The sequence below is a fragment of the Rossellomorea aquimaris genome, assembly GCF_003315075.1.
In the GTDB taxonomy this organism is placed as follows: domain Bacteria; phylum Bacillota; class Bacilli; order Bacillales; family Bacillaceae_B; genus Rossellomorea; species Rossellomorea aquimaris_C.
In genome coordinates, this window is sequence record NZ_QNRJ01000019.1 from 17,715 (window position 1) to 36,383 (window position 18,669).

Genomic DNA, 18,669 nt, shown 5'->3' on the forward strand with positions numbered 1-18,669 from the left:
AATGGATATTCTCCTTGTGGATGGCTATAACATAATCGGTGCCTGGTCAGAGCTGAATGAGTTGAAGCATAAGGATTTGGCCGCAGCAAGAGATCGCCTTGTAGAGCAAATGGCAGAATATCAAGGATATACGGGCTACCGCGTCATTGTCGTGTTTGATGCTTATTACGTTCAGGGAATTGCCCGTAAGTATAAAAATTATAGGGTAGAAGTCATTTTCACGAAAGAAAATGAAACAGCGGACGAACGGATTGAAAAATTAGCTATTGAGTTAAGTAATATTAAAACTCAAATTCATGTAGCCACGTCTGATTTTACCGAGCAATGGGCGATCTTTGGTCAGGGAGCCCTTCGTAAATCAGCAAGGGAGCTGCATACAGAAGTAAAAGTCATCGAAAAAAAGATCGAAAGAAAAGTACGGAATTCAAGTGATAAAAGGCCGGCTTCCAAGATCCAATTATCAGATGAAGTTGCTGAAATTTTCGAAAAATGGCGCCGCGGGGAACAATGAGAGGTTGACGATTGAATTTTCTGTAATGTATAATATTTCTATCTATTGTTTTGCGCGGGGGGATGTGTGTGAGCAATATCACCAGGACAGAAGCATTTGATAATCGATTAGAAGGTATGGATGATGAAGAAATAATAGAAGCCGTCCATCAGGGTCACAGCGAAGCGTTAGATTTTTTAATCAGGAAATATCGTAATTTTGTCAGAGCTAAAGCCCGCTCGTATTTCTTAATTGGGGCAGATAAGGAAGATATCGTCCAGGAGGGTATGATTGGATTATACAAAGCGATCCGTGATTATAAAGAGGACAAGCTGACTTCTTTTAAAGCGTTTGCAGAGCTTTGTATCACAAGACAAATCATTACGGCCATTAAGACAGCCACGAGACAGAAGCATATACCGCTGAATTCTTATGTATCATTGGATAAGCCCATTTATGATGACGAGTCAGACCGAACGCTCTTAGATGTTATTTCAGGTGCGAAAGTAATGGATCCGGAAGCGCTGATTATCAATCGTGAAGAATTCGATAATATGGAAGACAAGATGGCTCAGTTATTAAGTGATCTTGAGAGGAAAGTCCTGGCTCTCTATTTAGACGGGCAATCCTATCAGGAGATTTCGGAAGAACTGAACCGCCATGTGAAATCCATCGACAATGCCTTGCAGCGGGTGAAGAGAAAGCTCGAACGATACTTGGAAGTTCGCGAAATAACGATGTAAAGTCATATTGACACAAATTGGTGGTCGTGTTATTTTTGATAGGACTTACTATGGATAATATAGGTGGAATATATGACTACTAAATTAATACTTGCTTGTACGGTGTGTGGTTCCAGGAATTATAGTGTACCGGGTAATCGTAATCAAGCAATTCGATTAGAGTTAAAGAAATTCTGTAATACATGTAATGCTCACACCCTACACAAAGAAACAAAATAGTGGAGCACCAAGTGGTATTGATATTAGTTGGAGGTTACAAACGGATGTTTAAATTCTTTCGCAATGTTGCATCAGAAATGAGAAAGGTCAGCTGGCCTAAACGTAAAGAGTTAACACGCTACACGATTACCGTTATTACAACAGTGGTATTTGTTGCCCTTTTCTTTGCTGTCATTGACCTGGGCATCTCAGAACTTATGCGATTGATCATTGGTTCTAAGTAAGAGAAACATAGAATTAATTGTATATATACCGTGAAAGCATGGTATAATGAATGTTAATAGAGTACATGACCTTAGAGCCCGTTATCTTTTTACGGGTTTTTTCATTTGGAGAAAAAGGCGAAAGAGTATTCTTAAATAGCGAGGAGGGACGGACGTTTAGTCCTATTAAATGGAGAAGAATTGGTATGTAGTCCATACTTATTCAGGATACGAGAACAAGGTTAAAGCAAACCTTGAGAAGCGTGTTGAAACAATGGGGATGCAGGATAAAATCTTCCGCGTAATGGTACCTGAAGAAGAAGAGACTGATTTTAAAAATGGTAAAAAGAAAGTCGTAAAGAAAAAGGTATTCCCCGGTTATGTGATTGTCGAAATCGTCATGACGGATGATTCCTGGTATGTTGTACGAAATACGCCGGGCGTTACAGGGTTTGTCGGTTCATCAGGTTCCGGTTCGAAGCCTACACCATTATTGCCTGAAGAAGTAACAAATCTTCTGAAGCAAATGGGCATGACAGAGAAAAAGGTTGAGATCGACTTCGAATTAGGAGAAACAGTAAAAGTAAACGAAGGTCCGTTTGCAAACTTCACTGGCTCAATCGAAGAGATAGATAATGCGAAAGCAAAAGTGAAAGTTCTTGTTAATATGTTTGGCAGAGACACCCCGGTAGAACTGGATTTCTCCCAAATTGATAAATTATAATGGAAAAGAACTTGAAATCATTCTGAAAAAATGGTACTATTTCATAAGTCAGTGCGTCTCCACAAAGAGATACTGAAACTAATAGACGTTCTTTATGTTGATAAAGACATTTTTTACATGAGTGGGAGGGTGAAGAACCCAATAACCACATCACGGACTTAAGGAGGTGTGTCTCGTGGCTAAAAAAGTTATCAAAATGGTTAAATTGCAGATTCCTGCCGGTAAAGCTAATCCAGCTCCACCAGTTGGTCCTGCACTAGGTCAAGCAGGTGTTAACATCATGGGATTCTGTAAGGAATTCAATGCTCGTACAGCAGATCAAGCTGGCTTAATCATTCCTGTTGAAATTACGGTATTTGAAGACCGTTCATTTACATTCATCACAAAAACTCCACCCGCTGCTGTTCTTCTTAAGAAAGCAGCTGGTATCGAGTCTGGTTCAGGCGAACCAAACAGCAAGAAAGTGGCAACACTTAAACGCGACCAAGTACGTGAAATTGCTGAAACAAAAATGCCTGACTTAAATGCAGCTAGTGTTGAATCAGCTATGCGCATGGTAGAAGGAACTGCGCGCAGCATGGGTATCGTCATCGAAGACTAATCCCTGCTTCGTTAAAGGTCCTGTTGAACGAGGTTGCGATGATGAAATGTACGTTTCACTCGCAACCTTATTTCGTGGGAGGTTATTCCGCTAAAACCACATATAGGAGGAAATATAAAATGGCAAAAAAAGGTAAAAAGTTTCTTGAAGCTCAAAAGCTTGTAGATCGTACTACAGCTTACTCAGTTGAAGAAGCAATCGAACTAGTTAAGAAAACAAACTTCGCTAAGTTTGACGCAACGATCGAAGTAGCGTTCCGCTTAGGTGTAGATACTCGTAAAAACGACCAGCAAATCCGTGGAGCAGTTGTACTTCCACACGGAACTGGTAAAACTCAAAAGGTTCTTGTATTCGCTAAAGGCGATAAAGCAAAAGAAGCAGAAGCTGCTGGCGCTGATTTCGTAGGTGATGCAGATCTTATCAGCAAAATCAACCAAGGTTGGTTCGAGTTCGACGTAATCGTAGCGACTCCGGACATGATGGGTGAAGTTGGTAAACTTGGTCGTGTATTAGGACCTAAAGGTTTAATGCCAAACCCTAAAACTGGAACAGTTACATTCGACGTAACAAAAGCTGTTAATGAAATCAAAGCTGGTAAAGTTGAATACCGTGCTGACAAATCAGGTAACGTTCACGTTCCTGTTGGAAAGGTTTCATTCGACAACGACAAGCTTGTTGAAAACTTTGCTACAATGTATGAAACAATGCTTAAAGTTAAACCTGCTGCTGCAAAAGGAACTTACATGAAAAACGTTTCTGTAACTTCCACTATGGGACCTGGCGTTAAAGTCGATCCTTCATCTTTCGCAGTTAAGGCATAATTTGGTATTGACTTACTAGGGACTAGTGATTATAATTAGTTCTGTTGTTAAAAAAATGAATACATTTGTACCGTAGACAGTAGGTGCTCGTTAAGAGCTTAATGCCCTGCCGAGGTAATTGCGATAAAATAACCGCTTATAGCGTGTTTGCAATGCCCTTATGTCTACCTTGATATAAGGGCATTTTTTATTGGATGACGGTATAAATGTTCATCAGTCAATCTACAGGAGGTGTAATGATGAGCAGCATTCTAGAACAAAAGAAACATATCGTTGGAGAAATCTCTGACAAGCTAAAAAACAGTGTATCTACAATCGTTGTAGATTACCGTGGTCTGGATGTTTCCGAAGTAACTGAGCTTCGTAAACAACTCCGTGAAGCTGGCATCGACTTCAAAGTGTACAAAAACACTATGGTACGTCGTGCGGCAGAAGAAGCTGGTCTTGAAGGGTTAAACGAATTCTTAACTGGTCCTAACGCAATCGCGTTCAGCAGTGAAGAAGTAGTTGCACCTGCAAAGATTATTAACAGCTTTGCTAAAGAACACGAAGCGCTTGAAATCAAAGCGGGTGTCATTGAAGGAACAATCACTTCAGTTGAGGACGTTAAAGCAATCGCTGAACTTCCAAGCCGCGAAGGACTTCTTTCTATGCTACTCAGCGTGCTTCAAGCACCAATGCGCAACTTTGCATTGGCAACAAAAGCCGTTGCAGATCAAAAAGAAGAGCAAGGCGCGTAAGTTAAAGCAAGTCGTTTAAATAAAAATTAAGCACACATTACAAGGAGGAAATTTAAAATGAGTAAAGAGCAAATCATTGACGCGATTAAAGAAATGTCAGTTCTTGAATTAAATGATCTAGTTAAAGCAATCGAAGAAGAATTCGGAGTAACTGCTGCTGCACCTGTAGCTGCTGCTGCTGGTGGCGGAGAAGCTGCTGCAGAACAAACTGAATTCGACGTAATCCTTGAGAGCGCTGGATCTCAAAAAATCAAAGTTATCAAAGCTGTTCGTGAAATCACAGGTCTTGGCCTTAAAGAAGCGAAAGAAATGGTTGATAACACTCCAAAAGCTCTTAAAGAAGGTATTTCTAAAGAGGAAGCAGAAGAACTTAAAGCTAAACTTGAAGAAGTTGGAGCTGGCGTAGAAGTTAAGTAATGATTGTATAGATGAAAAGCTCGCTATATTTGGCGGGCTTTTTTCTTGTCTGGCTTCTATCAGAATATAAACATGTCCGTAATTTTCAGCCCTTTTGGGAATGATGGTTAATAGACGTGATGTAAGAATGGATGGAGATGATATAATGACCAATCACTATTATTCTCATAACCCTGATGTAGAGAGTAACCCCCAAACGATCACCTTTGAGTTAAGAGGACATTCATTTCGTTTCAAAACGGATCAAGGTGTTTTCTCAAAAAAGGAAGTTGACTTTGGATCTAGAGCTTTGATTGAAACGTTTGAATTACCTGGCGTAACGGGTCCGTTACTGGATGTCGGTTGTGGGTATGGTCCGATCGGTTTGTCTTTAGCGAAAGACATGGATGATCGTATGGTTCATATGATTGATGTAAATGAGAGAGCGTTGTCTTTAGCGAAAGAAAATGCTAGGGAGAATAAAGTTCAAAACGTGAGCATCTATCAAAGTGACCGATATACGAATGTCGTTGAAACGGAATTTGCGGCCATTTTAACAAACCCGCCGATAAGAGCAGGGAAAGAAACGGTTCATTCGATTCTTGAAACTAGTTATGACTACCTGAAGGAGAATGGTGAATTGTGGGTCGTTATTCAGAAGAAGCAAGGTGCTCCGTCTGCCATGGATAAAATGGAAGAATTGTTTTCAAATGTAGAAATTGTCGCTAGGAAAAAGGGATACTATATCTTGAGATCGGTAAAAGAAATCCGTTGACGTAGCTTTACTGCTATGATAACATTATAAAATGCAAAAATATTATTTTCCGGTATTATGTCCATATGTATACATATTGGATAAAATGGAAAAGATTATAAAATAATAGTTCGTCATTTGAAAATGAGGTTTTATCATTAAAACCCTTTTTCTTTTTGTCTTGTGTAGAGTAGCATTCCTACTTGAAGGCATATAGACACAACCAAAACGCTTGATTTGAGGGGTGAATCAGTTGACAGGTCAACTAGTTCAGTATGGACGACACCGCCAACGCAGAAGTTTTGCGCGTATCAGTGAAGTTTTAGAATTACCGAATTTAATCGAAATTCAAACTTCCTCGTATCAATGGTTTCTTGATGAGGGGTTAAGAGAAATGTTCCGTGACATTTCTCCGATTGAGGACTTCACTGGTAATCTCTCCTTGGAATTTATTGATTATAGTCTGGGAGAGCCAAAGTACTCGGTGGAAGAATCAAAGGAAAGAGATGTTACTTACTCTGCACCGCTTAGAGTAAAAGTCCGTCTTGTGAACAAGGAAACAGGAGAAGTAAAAGATCAAGACGTATTTATGGGTGACTTCCCATTAATGACAGACACAGGTACTTTTGTCATCAATGGTGCTGAGCGCGTTATCGTTTCTCAGTTAGTACGTTCACCTAGTGTTTACTTTAGCGGAAAAGTAGATAAGAACGGAAAGAAAGGGTTTACTGCTACCGTTATACCAAACCGCGGAGCTTGGCTTGAGTATGAAACAGATGCGAAAGATGTTGTATATGTACGAATTGATCGAACTCGCAAACTACCGGTAACGGTTCTTTTACGTGCCCTTGGGTTTGGCTCTGATCAAGAAATCATCGATTTGATCGGTGATAATGAGTACATTCGTAACACGCTCGAGAAAGACAACACGGAAGGTATCGACAAGGCATTGCTCGAGATTTACGAGCGTCTGCGTCCAGGAGAGCCTCCTACAGTAGAAAATGCTAAAAGTTTACTCGTTTCTCGTTTCTTTGATCCCAAGCGTTATGACTTGGCAAACGTTGGACGTTACAAAATGAACAAAAAGCTTCACATTAAGAACCGTTTATTCGGTCAAACTCTAGCAGAAACTCTAGCAGATCCGGAAACGGGTGAGATTCTGGCAGAGAAAGGCACGGTTCTTGATCGTCGCGCTCTTGATAAGGTTATTCCTTATTTAGAGAATGGCATCGGGTTTAAAAACTACCAACAGTCTGGTGGCGTGTTAGAAGAAGACGTTGTTCTTCAATCTATCAAAATCTATTCTCCTAACGAAGAGGGAGAGTTTGAGATTAATGTCATCAGCAATGCGTATGTTGAAGAAGAGGTTAAGTACATTACACCTGCAGATATCATCTCTTCTATTTCTTACTTCTTTAACTTATTACACGGAGTAGGACTAACGGATGATATTGACCATTTAGGTAACCGTCGTTTACGTTCGGTAGGTGAATTGCTTCAAAACCAATTCCGCATCGGTTTATCACGTATGGAGCGTGTCGTTCGTGAAAGAATGTCCATCCAGGACACAAACACGATCACGCCTCAACAACTGATCAACATTCGTCCGGTAATCGCATCAATGAAAGAGTTCTTTGGAAGCTCTCAATTGTCTCAATTTATGGATCAAACGAATCCTCTTGCAGAATTAACGCACAAACGTCGTCTTTCTGCTTTAGGACCTGGTGGATTAACGCGTGAACGTGCAGGATTCGAAGTGCGTGACGTACATTACTCCCACTATGGTCGTATGTGTCCGATTGAAACGCCTGAGGGACCGAACATCGGACTGATCAACTCACTTTCTTCATTTGCGAAAGTGAATAAATTCGGATTTATCGAAACGCCGTATCGTCGTGTTGACCCTGATACAGGGAAAGTAACCGATCGTATCGATTACTTGACAGCAGACGAAGAAGATAACTACGTAGTGGCACAAGCAAACGCGCGTCTTGGTGATGACGGAGCCTTCCTTGATGAAGAAGTCATCGCTCGTTTCCGTGGTGAAAACACGGTTATCAAGCGCGAACGTCTGGACTACATGGATGTATCTCCTAAACAAGTAGTATCAGCTGCGACAGCATGTATTCCTTTCTTGGAGAACGATGACTCTAACCGTGCTCTTATGGGAGCGAACATGCAGCGACAAGCAGTACCATTAATGAATCCTGAATCACCGATCGTCGGAACGGGTATGGAACACGTATCTGCGAAAGACTCTGGTGCAGCTGTGATTTGTAGATATGAAGGTATTGTAGAAAAGGTTGAAGCGAAACAAGTTTGGGTACGTCGTGTGAAAGAAATCGACGGTCAAGAAGTAAAAGGTGACCTCGATAAATATCGTATGCAAAAATTCATCCGTTCCAACCAGGGTACATGTTACAACCAGCGTCCGATCGTAAGTGAAGGTGACCGGGTAGTTAAAGGAGAAATCCTTGCTGATGGTCCTTCAATGGAAAAAGGGGAACTCGCCTTAGGACGTAACGTAATGGTTGGGTTCATGACTTGGGACGGTTACAACTATGAAGATGCGATCATCATGAGTGAACGTCTTGTAAAAGACGATGTATATACTTCCATTCATATTGAAGAATATGAGTCTGAATCTCGTGATACGAAATTAGGACCTGAAGAAATCACTCGTGATATTCCAAACGTTGGTGAAGATGCACTTCGCAATCTTGATGAGCGTGGAATCATCCGCATCGGTGCTGAAGTAAAAGATGGCGATTTACTTGTTGGTAAAGTAACGCCTAAGGGTGTAACGGAGCTGACTGCTGAAGAACGCTTATTACATGCAATCTTCGGCGAAAAAGCTCGTGAAGTCCGGGATACTTCCCTTCGTGTACCACATGGTGGGGGAGGAATCATCCTCGATGTCAAAGTCTTCAATCGTGAAGACGGCGATGAATTACCACCAGGTGTAAACCAGCTTGTACGTGTATACATCGTTCAGAAGCGTAAGATTTCTGAAGGGGACAAAATGGCTGGTCGTCACGGTAACAAAGGTGTTATCTCGAGGATCCTTCCTGAAGAAGACATGCCGTTCTTACCGGACGGTACACCGATCGATATCATGTTGAACCCATTAGGGGTACCATCACGTATGAATATCGGACAGGTGCTTGAGCTTCACTTAGGTATGGCAGCGAGATATCTTGGTGTACATGTCGCTTCACCGGTATTTGATGGAGCGCGTGAAGAAGACGTATGGGCAACCATAGAAGAAGCCGGTATGGCACGTGATGCGAAAACTGTTCTATATGATGGTAGAACAGGTGAACCGTTTGATAACCGTGTATCAGTGGGGATCATGTATATGATCAAGCTTGCTCACATGGTCGATGACAAACTTCACGCACGTTCAACTGGTCCTTATTCACTTGTTACGCAACAGCCACTCGGGGGTAAAGCTCAATTCGGTGGACAACGTTTCGGTGAGATGGAGGTATGGGCACTTGAAGCTTATGGTGCTGCTTACACTCTGCAAGAAATTCTAACAGTTAAGTCTGATGATGTTGTGGGTCGTGTGAAAACATACGAAGCCATTGTCAAAGGTGAAAACGTTCCTGAACCGGGAGTTCCGGAATCCTTCAAGGTTCTGATCAAAGAGCTTCAAAGTTTAGGTATGGATGTTAAGATGCTCTCTAGCAACGAAGAAGAAATTGAAATGCGTGACTTAGATGAAGAAGAAGAAGTACAACAAGCTGACACGCTAAATATCTCTGAATCTAACACACAAGAATCCGAGACAGTAGGGTCAAAAGAATAAATTTAGAGCAATTAGGGTTAGAGCCTGTAGATTAAAAGGGAGGTAGGCCCCTTGCTAGATGTAAATAATTTTGAGTATATGAAAATTGGTTTAGCTTCCCCCGATAAGATCCGTTCGTGGTCTTTCGGGGAGGTTAAAAAACCTGAAACGATTAACTATCGTACATTAAAACCTGAAAAAGATGGTTTGTTCTGTGAACGTATCTTCGGTCCTACGAAGGACTGGGAATGTCACTGTGGAAAATACAAGCGTGTACGTTATAAAGGCGTCGTTTGTGACCGCTGTGGTGTAGAAGTAACGAAGGCTAAAGTTCGTCGTGAACGTATGGGTCACATTGAACTGGCTGCCCCTGTATCCCACATCTGGTACTTCAAAGGAATTCCAAGCCGTATGGGACTTGTTTTAGACATGTCTCCCCGCGCTTTGGAAGAAGTTATTTACTTCGCTTCCTATGTTGTAACAGAACCGGGTGACACGGCTCTAGAAAGAAAGCAACTTCTTTCTGAGAAAGAGTACCGTGCGTATCGTGAGAAATACGGTGTGAAATTCCAAGCTGCAATGGGAGCTGAAGCGATTAAAAAGCTTCTTCAAGACATTGACCTGGATAAAGAAGCTGATTTCCTTAAAGAAGAACTGAAAACAGCTCAAGGTCAACGCCGTACCCGTGCAATCAAACGTTTAGAAGTAGTGGAATCTTTCAGAAACTCAGGAAATGATCCGGATTGGATGATTCTTGATGTATTACCTGTCATTCCTCCAGAGCTTCGCCCGATGGTTCAGCTTGACGGTGGGCGCTTTGCGACTTCTGACTTAAATGATTTATATCGTCGTGTTATTAACCGTAATAACCGTTTGAAACGTTTATTGGACCTTGGTGCTCCAAGTATCATCGTTCAAAACGAGAAGCGTATGCTTCAAGAAGCGGTTGATGCTTTAATTGATAATGGCCGTCGCGGACGTCCAGTTACTGGACCAGGTAACCGTCCATTAAAATCCCTTTCACATATGCTTAAAGGGAAGCAAGGTCGTTTCCGTCAGAACCTTCTTGGTAAACGTGTTGACTATTCAGGTCGTTCTGTAATCGTCGTTGGACCTAACCTTAAGATGTATCAATGTGGTCTTCCTAAAGAAATGGCTCTTGAGTTATTCAAACCATTTGTTATGAAAGAGCTTGTTGAAAAAGGATTGGCTCACAACATTAAGAGTGCAAAACGCAAGATCGAACGCGTACAACCGGAAGTATGGGATGTATTAGAAGGGGTTATTAAAGAACATCCAGTTCTTTTAAACCGTGCACCTACTCTTCACAGACTTGGTATTCAAGCATTTGAACCAACTCTAGTTGAAGGTAGAGCGATCCGTCTTCACCCACTTGTATGTACTGCATACAATGCGGATTTTGATGGTGACCAAATGGCGGTTCACGTACCTCTATCTTCTGAAGCACAAGCTGAAGCACGCATGCTGATGCTTGCTGCCCAAAACATTCTTAATCCGAAAGACGGTAAGCCAGTTGTTACTCCGTCCCAGGATATGGTATTAGGTAACTATTACCTGACACTTGAGCGTGAAAATGCTGTTGGTGAAGGTATGATCTTCAATGATGCAAATGAAGTCATCCTTGCTTATCAAAATGGTTATGCACACTTGCATACCCGTATTGCGATCCATGCAAGCACCATCAACAACAAAACGTTCACTGAAAAGCAAAACAAACAATTATTGATAACAACGGTAGGTAAAGTAATCTTTAACGAGATCTTACCTGATACATTCCCGTTCATTAACGAACCAACAAGAACAAACTTGGAAGTAGCTACTCCTGAGCAATACTTTGTTGATCCGTCAACGGACGTTAAAGAAGTATTCCAAAACCGTGAGTTAATCAACCCGTTCAAAAAAGGTTTCTTAGGGAATATCATTGCGGAAGTATTCAAGAAGTTTGCTATCACTGAAACCTCTCGTATGCTTGATAAAATGAAAGACTTAGGATTCAAATATTCTACTAAAGCCGGTATTACGGTTGGTATCGCAGATATCGTCGTACTAGCGGAAAAAGAAGAAATCTTAATCGAAGCACAAAGTAAAGTAGACAACGTATTAAAACAATTTAAACGTGGTCTTATTACAGAGGATGAAAGATACGATCGTGTCATCTCAATCTGGAGTGCTGCGAAAGATACCATTCAAGGTAAATTAATGGCGACACTGGATAAACGCAACCCAATCTTCATGATGAGTGATTCAGGTGCCCGTGGTAACGCATCTAACTTCACACAGCTTGCCGGTATGCGTGGACTGATGGCCAACCCGGCTGGTCGTATCATTGAGTTACCGATCAAATCAAGTTTCCGTGAAGGTTTAACGGTTCTTGAGTACTTTATCTCTACACATGGTGCCCGTAAAGGTCTTGCCGATACTGCACTGAAAACAGCTGACTCAGGTTACCTGACACGTCGTCTTGTTGATGTGGCCCAGGATGTAATCGTTCGTGAAGAAGACTGTGGAACGGACAGAGGCCTACTTGTAGGCTCCATTAAAGAGGGTACCGAAATCATCGAACCTCTTGAAGAACGTTTACTTGGTCGTTACTCACGTAAAACATTACGTCACCCTGAGACAGATGAAATCATCATGACAGAAAATCAGCTGATCACAGAAGACTTAGCTAAGACGATCATTGATGCTGGTGTCGAACATGTTTCGATCCGTTCTGCTTTCACCTGTCACACAAGACATGGTGTTTGTGAGAAATGTTACGGAACGAACTTGGCAACAGGTCAAAAAGTCGAAGTCGGGGAAGCTGTTGGTATCATCGCTGCTCAATCCATCGGGGAACCTGGTACACAGTTAACGATGCGTACGTTCCATACTGGTGGGGTTGCAGGAGACGATATCACTCAAGGTTTACCGCGTATCCAAGAGATCTTCGAAGCGCGTAACCCTAAAGGTCAAGCCGTTATTTCTGAAATTGATGGTGTTATTACTTCCATCAGTGAAGGAAAAGATCGTCAGTACGAAATTACCGTTCAAGGTGATGTAGAAACGAGAAGTTACACAGCTCCTTACACAGCCCGCTTGAAATTCGCTGTGAACGATAAAGTAGTACGCGGTCAGGAAATCACTGAAGGTTCTATCGATCCTAAAGAACTTCTTAAAGTCCGTGATGTGTCAGCTGTTCAAGAATACTTGCTGCGTGAGGTACAAAAAGTATACCGTATGCAAGGGGTTGAAATCGGCGACAAACACGTTGAGGTTATGGTTCGTCAAATGTTACGCAAGGTTCGTGTTATTGATGCAGGTGAATCTGAGGTACTGCCAGGTACACTTATGGACATCCATCAATTCAGAGATGCGAACGAAAAAGCATTATTTGGCGGAAAGCTTCCAGCAACAGGGCGTCCTGTACTGCTCGGAATCACCAAAGCTTCACTTGAAACAGATTCCTTCTTATCAGCAGCATCGTTCCAGGAAACAACTCGTGTGTTAACGGACGCTGCCATTAAAGGAAAACGTGATGAGTTACTTGGATTGAAAGAAAATGTTATCATCGGTAAATTGGTTCCTGCCGGTACAGGTATGCAACGTTACCGCAAGGCAGAGCCGGTTTTAGCAGAAGATACTAGTGAAGAAACAGTAACAGTAGAGTAATCTATTTAAGGCTAACTCTTAGGCGTGTTTGATTGCTCAAACATCATGCTCTAAGAGTTAGCTTTTATAAATCTTTTAAATCTATGTTGACATAGAGATTTTAAGATGATAATATATTCAAGGTTGCTCCTATTAATAACCTGTTACTTTGGAGGATACGAAATGTCTTATGAAAAAGTAGCGCAGGCTAATGAAATTATTGTAGGAACAAAGCAAGCAGTGAAAGCTCTGAAAACAGGTCATGTACTAGAAGTTGTTATTGCGGAAGATGCTGATCCCAAAGTTACAGCGAAAGTAGTTCAGGCCGCTATTGATCTTAAAGTACCGGTTAACAAAGTGGACTCTATGAAGAAACTTGGTAAATCGTGCGGAATAGATGTTGGAGCAGCAGCTGTTGCGATTATACAGTAAAATAGTTTTTGTAGAAGCTATCTGCAAAAACTTTACTTTTACCCAAAAAAGAACCACCTGGATGTGTGGGCTTACCAAATAAGAAGGGAGGAAAACAAAATGCCAACTATTAACCAATTAGTTCGCAAGCCTCGTCAGTCAAAATCAACTAAATCAAAGTCACCTGCACTTAACAAAGGTTATAACAGCTTTAAGAAAGTGCACACGAACTTGTCTTCTCCACAAAAACGTGGTGTATGTACTCGTGTTGGTACAATGACTCCAAAGAAACCGAACTCGGCGCTACGTAAATATGCTCGTGTTCGTTTAACAAATGGAATCGAGGTTACTGCTTACATTCCTGGTATCGGACATAACCTTCAAGAGCACAGTGTTGTTCTTATTCGTGGAGGACGTGTAAAGGATTTACCGGGGGTACGTTATCACATCGTACGTGGTGCGCTTGATACAGCTGGAGTTGAAGGCCGTATGCAAGGACGTTCTAAATACGGAACTAAGCGCCCTAAAGCAGCTAAAAAATAATAAAAATTATAAATTCATTTCTCGTTGAAAGGAGGAAATCACATGCCACGTAAAGGTCCTGTAGCAAAAAGAGACGTTTTACCTGATCCAATGTACAATTCAAAATTAGTTACTCGTTTAATCAACAAAATCATGATTGACGGTAAAAGAGGTAAAGCTCAAAAGAAACTATACGCTGCGTTTGATATCATTAGCGAGCGTTCAGGTAAAGATGCAATGGAAGTATTCGATGCAGCTCTAAAGAATATCATGCCGGTATTGGAAGTTAAAGCTCGTCGTGTTGGTGGTTCAAACTATCAAGTACCTGTAGAGGTGCGTCCAGAGCGTCGTACTACATTAGGTCTTCGTTGGTTAGTAAACTATTCTCGTCTTCGCGGTGAGAAGACAATGGAAGAGCGTTTAGCTAACGAAATCCTTGATGCAGCTAATAACACTGGAGCTTCTGTTAAGAAGCGTGAAGATACACACAAGATGGCTGAAGCGAACAAAGCGTTTGCTCACTATCGTTGGTAATCTGATCAACAACATACAAACCATTCTCATATAAGGAAGGAGAAAGACCGCATGCCTAGAGAGTTCTCCTTAGAAAACACTCGTAATATCGGTATCATGGCTCACATCGATGCTGGTAAAACAACTGCAACTGAGCGTATCCTATTTTATACAGGTCGTATCCATAAAATTGGAGAAACTCACGAAGGTGCTTCTCAAATGGACTGGATGGAGCAAGAGCAAGAACGTGGTATCACTATCACTTCTGCTGCGACAACAGCTCAATGGAAAGGCCATCGTATCAACATCATCGATACACCTGGACACGTAGACTTCACTGTTGAAGTTGAGCGTTCATTGCGTGTACTTGATGGTGCAGTAGCAGTACTTGATGCTCAATCTGGTGTTGAGCCTCAAACTGAAACTGTTTGGCGCCAAGCAACAACTTACGGGGTTCCTCGTGTTGTGTTCGTTAATAAAATGGACAAAATCGGTGCTGACTTCCTTTATTCAGTTGGAACGCTTCATGAACGTTTACAAGCGAATGCGCATCCAATTCAGCTTCCAATCGGTGCTGAAGATGATTTCGAAGGTATCATCGACTTAGTAGAAATGAAAGCTTACTTCTATGAAGATGACCTTGGAACGCGTGCAGAAGCTCGTGACATTCCTGAAGAGTACAAAGATCAAGCTGAAGAATACCGCGGAAAGTTAATTGAAGCAGTTTCTGAACTTGATGAAGAGCTTATGATGAAGTACTTAGAAGGTGAAGAACTTTCTAACGAAGAAATCAAATCTGCTATCCGTGCGGCTACACTTACTGTCGAGTTCTACCCGGTAGTTTGTGGATCTGCATTTAAAAACAAAGGGGTTCAATTATTAATTGACTCAGTTATTGACTATCTTCCAGCGCCAACAGACGTTGAAGACATCAAAGGTTTTGTTCCTGATACAGAAGAAGAAGTAACTCGTCCATCAACAGACGATGCGCCATTCTCTGCATTAGCGTTCAAAGTTGCAACTGACCCTTATGTTGGTAAATTAACATTCTTCCGTGTGTACTCAGGAACATTAGATTCTGGTTCATATGTAAGAAACTCTTCTAAAGGTAAACGTGAGCGTGTAGGACGTATCCTGCAAATGCACGCTAACTCTCGTGAAGAAATCTCTACAGTTTACGCTGGGGATATTGCAGCAGCTGTTGGTTTGAAAGATACTTCTACTGGAGATACACTATGTGATGAAAAGAGTCTGGTTATCTTAGAATCCATGGTATTCCCAGAGCCGGTTATCTCTCTATCTGTTGAGCCTAAATCAAAGGCTGACCAAGATAAAATGACTACAGCTCTACAAAAACTTCAAGAGGAAGATCCAACATTCCGTGCGCATACTGACCAGGAAACAGGTCAAGTTATCATCGCAGGTATGGGTGAGCTTCACTTAGATATCATCGTTGACCGTATGAAACGTGAATTCAAAGTTGAAGCAAACGTTGGTGCTCCTCAAGTATCTTACCGTGAGACTTTCCGTGATACGGCTAAAGTCGAAGGTAAGTTCGCCCGTCAATCTGGTGGACGTGGACAATTCGGACACGTTTGGATCGAATTCTCACCTAACGAAGAAGGTAAAGGATTCGAATTCGAGAACGGTATCGTCGGTGGTGTAGTTCCTCGTGAATACATCCCTGCAGTACAAGCCGGTCTAACGGACGCTTTAGAAAATGGTGTCTTAGCTGGTTTCCCACTTGTTGATGTTAAAGCAAGATTATTCGATGGTTCATACCATGATGTTGACTCCTCTGAAATGGCGTTTAAGATCGCTGCTTCTATGGCACTTAAGAATGCCGCTTCTAAATGTAAGCCGGTAATCTTAGAGCCAATGATGAAGGTTGAGGTTGTTATCCCTGAGGAATACCTTGGAGATATCATGGGTGATGTAACTTCTCGTCGTGGACGCGTAGAAGGTATGGAAGCACGCGGTAACGCTCAAGTCGTTAAAGCGTTCGTACCTCTATCAGAAATGTTTGGATATGCAACTTCCCTTCGTTCTAACACACAAGGACGTGGAACATACTCCATGCACTTCGATCACTATGAAGAAGTACCTAAATCGATTTCTGAAGAAATCATCAAAAAAAATAAAGGTGAATAATTGATTTATTCGCTTTTATAAAGTATAAATACTAATGTAGGCAATTGTTGTGTCAGAGATGGTTTTTAGCTATCTCTGAGACATCCAAAATATACTTATTTTCTTTAAAATCAAAGGAGGATTTTCAAATGGGTAAGGAAAAATTTGATCGTTCCAAGCAACATGCGAATATCGGTACAATCGGTCACGTTGACCACGGTAAAACAACTCTAACAGCTGCAATCACAACTACACTTCACAAGAAGTATGGTCGTGGAACTGCAATGGCATATGACCAAATTGACGGTGCTCCAGAAGAAAGAGAGCGTGGAATCACAATCTCTACTGCACACGTTGAGTATGAAACTGATACTCGTCACTATGCACACGTTGACTGCCCAGGACATGCTGACTATGTTAAAAACATGATCACTGGTGCAGCGCAAATGGATGGTGGGATCCTAGTAGTTTCTGCTGCTGATGGCCCAATGCCACAAACTCGTGAGCACATCCTTCTTTCTCGTCAAGTAGGTGTTCCATACCTAGTTGTATTCATGAACAAATGTGACATGGTAGACGACGAAGAGCTACTTGAATTAGTAGAAATGGAAGTACGTGACCTTCTTTCTGAGTACGATTTCCCTGGCGATGACGTACCAGTAATCAAAGGTTCTGCTCTTAAAGCTCTTGAAGGAGAAGCTGAGTGGGAAGAAAAAATCTACGAACTTATGGAAGCTGTAGATAGCTACATCCCAACTCCAGAGCGTGACACTGAAAAGCCATTCATGATGCCTGTTGAGGATGTATTCTCAATCACAGGTCGTGGTACAGTTGCTACTGGTCGTGTTGAGCGTGGACAAGTTAAAGTTGGAGACACTATCGACATCATCGGTCTTTCTGAAGAGCCAAAATCTACAACTGTAACAGGTGTAGAAATGTTCCGTAAGCTTCTTGACTATGCTGAAGCTGGAGACAACATCGGTGCACTACTTCGTGGTGTAGCTCGTGAAGATATCCAACGTGGACAAGTACTTGCTAAGCCAGGTACAATCACTCCACACACAAAGTTCAAAGCAGAAGTTTATGTTCTTTCTAAAGAAGAAGGTGGACGTCACACTCCATTCTTCACTAACTACCGCCCACAGTTCTACTTCCGTACAACTGACGTAACTGGTATCTGTAACCTTCCTGAAGGTGTAGAAATGGTTATGCCTGGCGATAACATCGAAATGACTGTTGAGCTTATCGCTCCAATCGCTATCGAAGAAGGTACTAAGTTCTCTATCCGTGAGGGTGGACGTACTGTAGGTGCTGGAGTAGTAGCTACAATCACTGAGTAATCATTGATTTCAAAAACAGATGGACATCATGTCCATCTGTTTTTTTGTGCGCAATTTTAATGAGTGGGAAGAAAATGGCTGGGACAAATCGATATAGATCTATAATCTAAAAGACTAAAAAGAATCAATTTGTTACGCCGCTGTTGATTTCCGTGCAAGACTTCGCTTTCCTCGGGCGGAAGGCGAGCCTCCTCGTCGCTATCGCTCCTGCGGGGTCTCACCTATTCCGCTTTTCCCGTAGGAGTCTTCGTCTTGCACTCCAATCAACAGCTAGTGACTGCAAAAATCACATTATGTGCTTTTAAATAAATAACAAAGGGATTTACCGGATACGATATTGATCAAATAACCTCGAGTGTTTGTCCCTCACTCATTTTGAGTTATGAATGAGAAGTTCGTTCCATCAAGATGAATGATTATTTTTGCGACTTTCTTCTATATATAATGTGATGACTCCATTGTTAACAAGATGTTATTAAAGTAAATAATTGCATTTGAATATTCAACTTTCATATAAGCTCTTAGGAACAGTTATCTCTAAAACAATAATTTATAAAACCCATTGTTGATTGAAACGGAAGGCAGCTCGACTCCTGCGGGAAACGTGGGACAGGTGAGACC

17 protein-coding genes and 1 other annotated feature are annotated in these 18,669 nt (G+C 41.7%); all 17 genes read left to right on the plus strand.

The genetic code is table 11. The features are described 5' to 3' along the window. Position 1 precedes the first annotated feature (1 nt). Entirely contained in the window at positions 2-511 is a 510-nt protein-coding gene (locus DET59_RS17315) for an NYN domain-containing protein (RefSeq protein ID WP_113970875.1), read from the plus strand. Between the two features lie 77 nt (positions 512-588). Next, positions 589-1,233, plus strand: a complete 645-nt coding sequence (gene sigH, locus DET59_RS17320) for an RNA polymerase sporulation sigma factor SigH (protein WP_374056919.1) — start codon at positions 589-591, stop codon at positions 1,231-1,233. Positions 1,234-1,305: 72 nt separating this feature from the next. Beyond that, positions 1,306-1,452, plus strand: coding sequence for a 50S ribosomal protein L33 (rpmG, locus tag DET59_RS17325; RefSeq protein ID WP_113970876.1), 147 nt, complete (start codon positions 1,306-1,308; stop codon positions 1,450-1,452). Positions 1,453-1,496: 44 nt separating this feature from the next. Then, positions 1,497-1,676, plus strand: a complete 180-nt coding sequence (gene secE / locus DET59_RS17330) for a preprotein translocase subunit SecE (RefSeq protein WP_044340513.1) — start codon at positions 1,497-1,499, stop codon at positions 1,674-1,676. Positions 1,677-1,845: 169 nt separating this feature from the next. Continuing rightward, positions 1,846-2,379, plus strand: coding sequence for a transcription termination/antitermination protein NusG (gene nusG, locus DET59_RS17335; RefSeq protein WP_113970877.1), 534 nt, complete (start codon positions 1,846-1,848; stop codon positions 2,377-2,379). 175 nt (positions 2,380-2,554) lie between these two features. Further along, the gene (gene rplK / locus DET59_RS17340) at positions 2,555-2,980 is read left to right on the plus strand and encodes a 50S ribosomal protein L11 (protein WP_142675604.1); all 426 of its coding nucleotides are present in this window, start codon (positions 2,555-2,557) and stop codon (positions 2,978-2,980) included. Between the two features lie 119 nt (positions 2,981-3,099). Continuing rightward, positions 3,100-3,801 (plus strand): 50S ribosomal protein L1, encoded by a 702-nt coding sequence (gene rplA / locus DET59_RS17345; protein ID WP_113970879.1) that lies wholly within the window; start codon positions 3,100-3,102, stop codon positions 3,799-3,801. A gap of 52 nt (positions 3,802-3,853) precedes the next feature. Further along, positions 3,854-3,998, plus strand: a sequence feature (ribosomal protein L10 leader region). A 42-nt stretch (positions 3,999-4,040) separates the two neighbouring features. After that, positions 4,041-4,541, plus strand: a complete 501-nt coding sequence (rplJ, locus tag DET59_RS17350; protein ID WP_113970880.1) for a 50S ribosomal protein L10 — start codon at positions 4,041-4,043, stop codon at positions 4,539-4,541. A gap of 57 nt (positions 4,542-4,598) precedes the next feature. Continuing rightward, positions 4,599-4,958, plus strand: coding sequence for a 50S ribosomal protein L7/L12 (rplL, locus tag DET59_RS17355; RefSeq protein WP_113970881.1), 360 nt, complete (start codon positions 4,599-4,601; stop codon positions 4,956-4,958). 145 nt (positions 4,959-5,103) lie between these two features. Next, positions 5,104-5,712: a class I SAM-dependent methyltransferase gene (locus DET59_RS17360; RefSeq protein WP_113970882.1), complete on the plus strand. Its 609-nt coding sequence runs from the start codon at positions 5,104-5,106 to the stop codon at positions 5,710-5,712. Between the two features lie 232 nt (positions 5,713-5,944). Then, complete coding sequence (gene rpoB / locus DET59_RS17365) at positions 5,945-9,502, plus strand: DNA-directed RNA polymerase subunit beta (protein ID WP_113970883.1); 3,558 nt, start codon at positions 5,945-5,947, stop codon at positions 9,500-9,502. Between the two features lie 51 nt (positions 9,503-9,553). Continuing rightward, on the plus strand, positions 9,554-13,153 hold the full coding sequence (gene rpoC, locus DET59_RS17370) for a DNA-directed RNA polymerase subunit beta' (RefSeq protein WP_113970884.1): 3,600 nt from the start codon (positions 9,554-9,556) through the stop codon (positions 13,151-13,153). A 162-nt stretch (positions 13,154-13,315) separates the two neighbouring features. Next, positions 13,316-13,564: a 50S ribosomal protein L7ae-like protein gene (locus DET59_RS17375; RefSeq protein ID WP_113970885.1), complete on the plus strand. Its 249-nt coding sequence runs from the start codon at positions 13,316-13,318 to the stop codon at positions 13,562-13,564. Between the two features lie 99 nt (positions 13,565-13,663). Then, complete coding sequence (rpsL, locus tag DET59_RS17380; protein WP_032085266.1) at positions 13,664-14,086, plus strand: 30S ribosomal protein S12; 423 nt, start codon at positions 13,664-13,666, stop codon at positions 14,084-14,086. 42 nt (positions 14,087-14,128) lie between these two features. Continuing rightward, positions 14,129-14,599 (plus strand): 30S ribosomal protein S7, encoded by a 471-nt coding sequence (gene rpsG, locus DET59_RS17385; RefSeq protein WP_034765993.1) that lies wholly within the window; start codon positions 14,129-14,131, stop codon positions 14,597-14,599. Positions 14,600-14,650: 51 nt separating this feature from the next. Further along, positions 14,651-16,729: an elongation factor G gene (gene fusA / locus DET59_RS17390; protein ID WP_113970886.1), complete on the plus strand. Its 2,079-nt coding sequence runs from the start codon at positions 14,651-14,653 to the stop codon at positions 16,727-16,729. Positions 16,730-16,857: 128 nt separating this feature from the next. After that, a complete protein-coding gene (gene tuf, locus DET59_RS17395) occupies positions 16,858-18,048 on the plus strand; it encodes an elongation factor Tu (RefSeq protein ID WP_113970887.1) in 1,191 nt (396 codons plus the stop codon). Positions 18,049-18,669 lie beyond the last annotated feature (621 nt).

What these genes read in the sequence shown, in the direction of transcription:
- secE (WP_044340513.1), top strand. Translation starts at nt 1,497, where the DNA reads ATGTTTAAATTCTTTCGCAATGTTGCATCAGAAATGAGAAAGGTCAGC.
- rplJ (WP_113970880.1), top strand. Translation starts at nt 4,041, where the DNA reads ATGAGCAGCATTCTAGAACAAAAGAAACATATCGTTGGAGAAATCTCT.
- rplA (WP_113970879.1), top strand. Translation starts at nt 3,100, where the DNA reads ATGGCAAAAAAAGGTAAAAAGTTTCTTGAAGCTCAAAAGCTTGTAGAT.
- nusG (WP_113970877.1), top strand. Translation starts at nt 1,846, where the DNA reads ATGGAGAAGAATTGGTATGTAGTCCATACTTATTCAGGATACGAGAAC.
- rpsG (WP_034765993.1), top strand. Translation starts at nt 14,129, where the DNA reads ATGCCACGTAAAGGTCCTGTAGCAAAAAGAGACGTTTTACCTGATCCA.
- DET59_RS17360 (WP_113970882.1), top strand. Translation starts at nt 5,104, where the DNA reads ATGACCAATCACTATTATTCTCATAACCCTGATGTAGAGAGTAACCCC.
- rplL (WP_113970881.1), top strand. Translation starts at nt 4,599, where the DNA reads ATGAGTAAAGAGCAAATCATTGACGCGATTAAAGAAATGTCAGTTCTT.
- rpsL (WP_032085266.1), top strand. Translation starts at nt 13,664, where the DNA reads ATGCCAACTATTAACCAATTAGTTCGCAAGCCTCGTCAGTCAAAATCA.
- rpmG (WP_113970876.1), top strand. Translation starts at nt 1,306, where the DNA reads ATGACTACTAAATTAATACTTGCTTGTACGGTGTGTGGTTCCAGGAAT.
- fusA (WP_113970886.1), top strand. Translation starts at nt 14,651, where the DNA reads ATGCCTAGAGAGTTCTCCTTAGAAAACACTCGTAATATCGGTATCATG.
- DET59_RS17315 (WP_113970875.1), top strand. Translation starts at nt 2, where the DNA reads ATGGATATTCTCCTTGTGGATGGCTATAACATAATCGGTGCCTGGTCA.
- DET59_RS17375 (WP_113970885.1), top strand. Translation starts at nt 13,316, where the DNA reads ATGTCTTATGAAAAAGTAGCGCAGGCTAATGAAATTATTGTAGGAACA.
- tuf (WP_113970887.1), top strand. Translation starts at nt 16,858, where the DNA reads ATGGGTAAGGAAAAATTTGATCGTTCCAAGCAACATGCGAATATCGGT.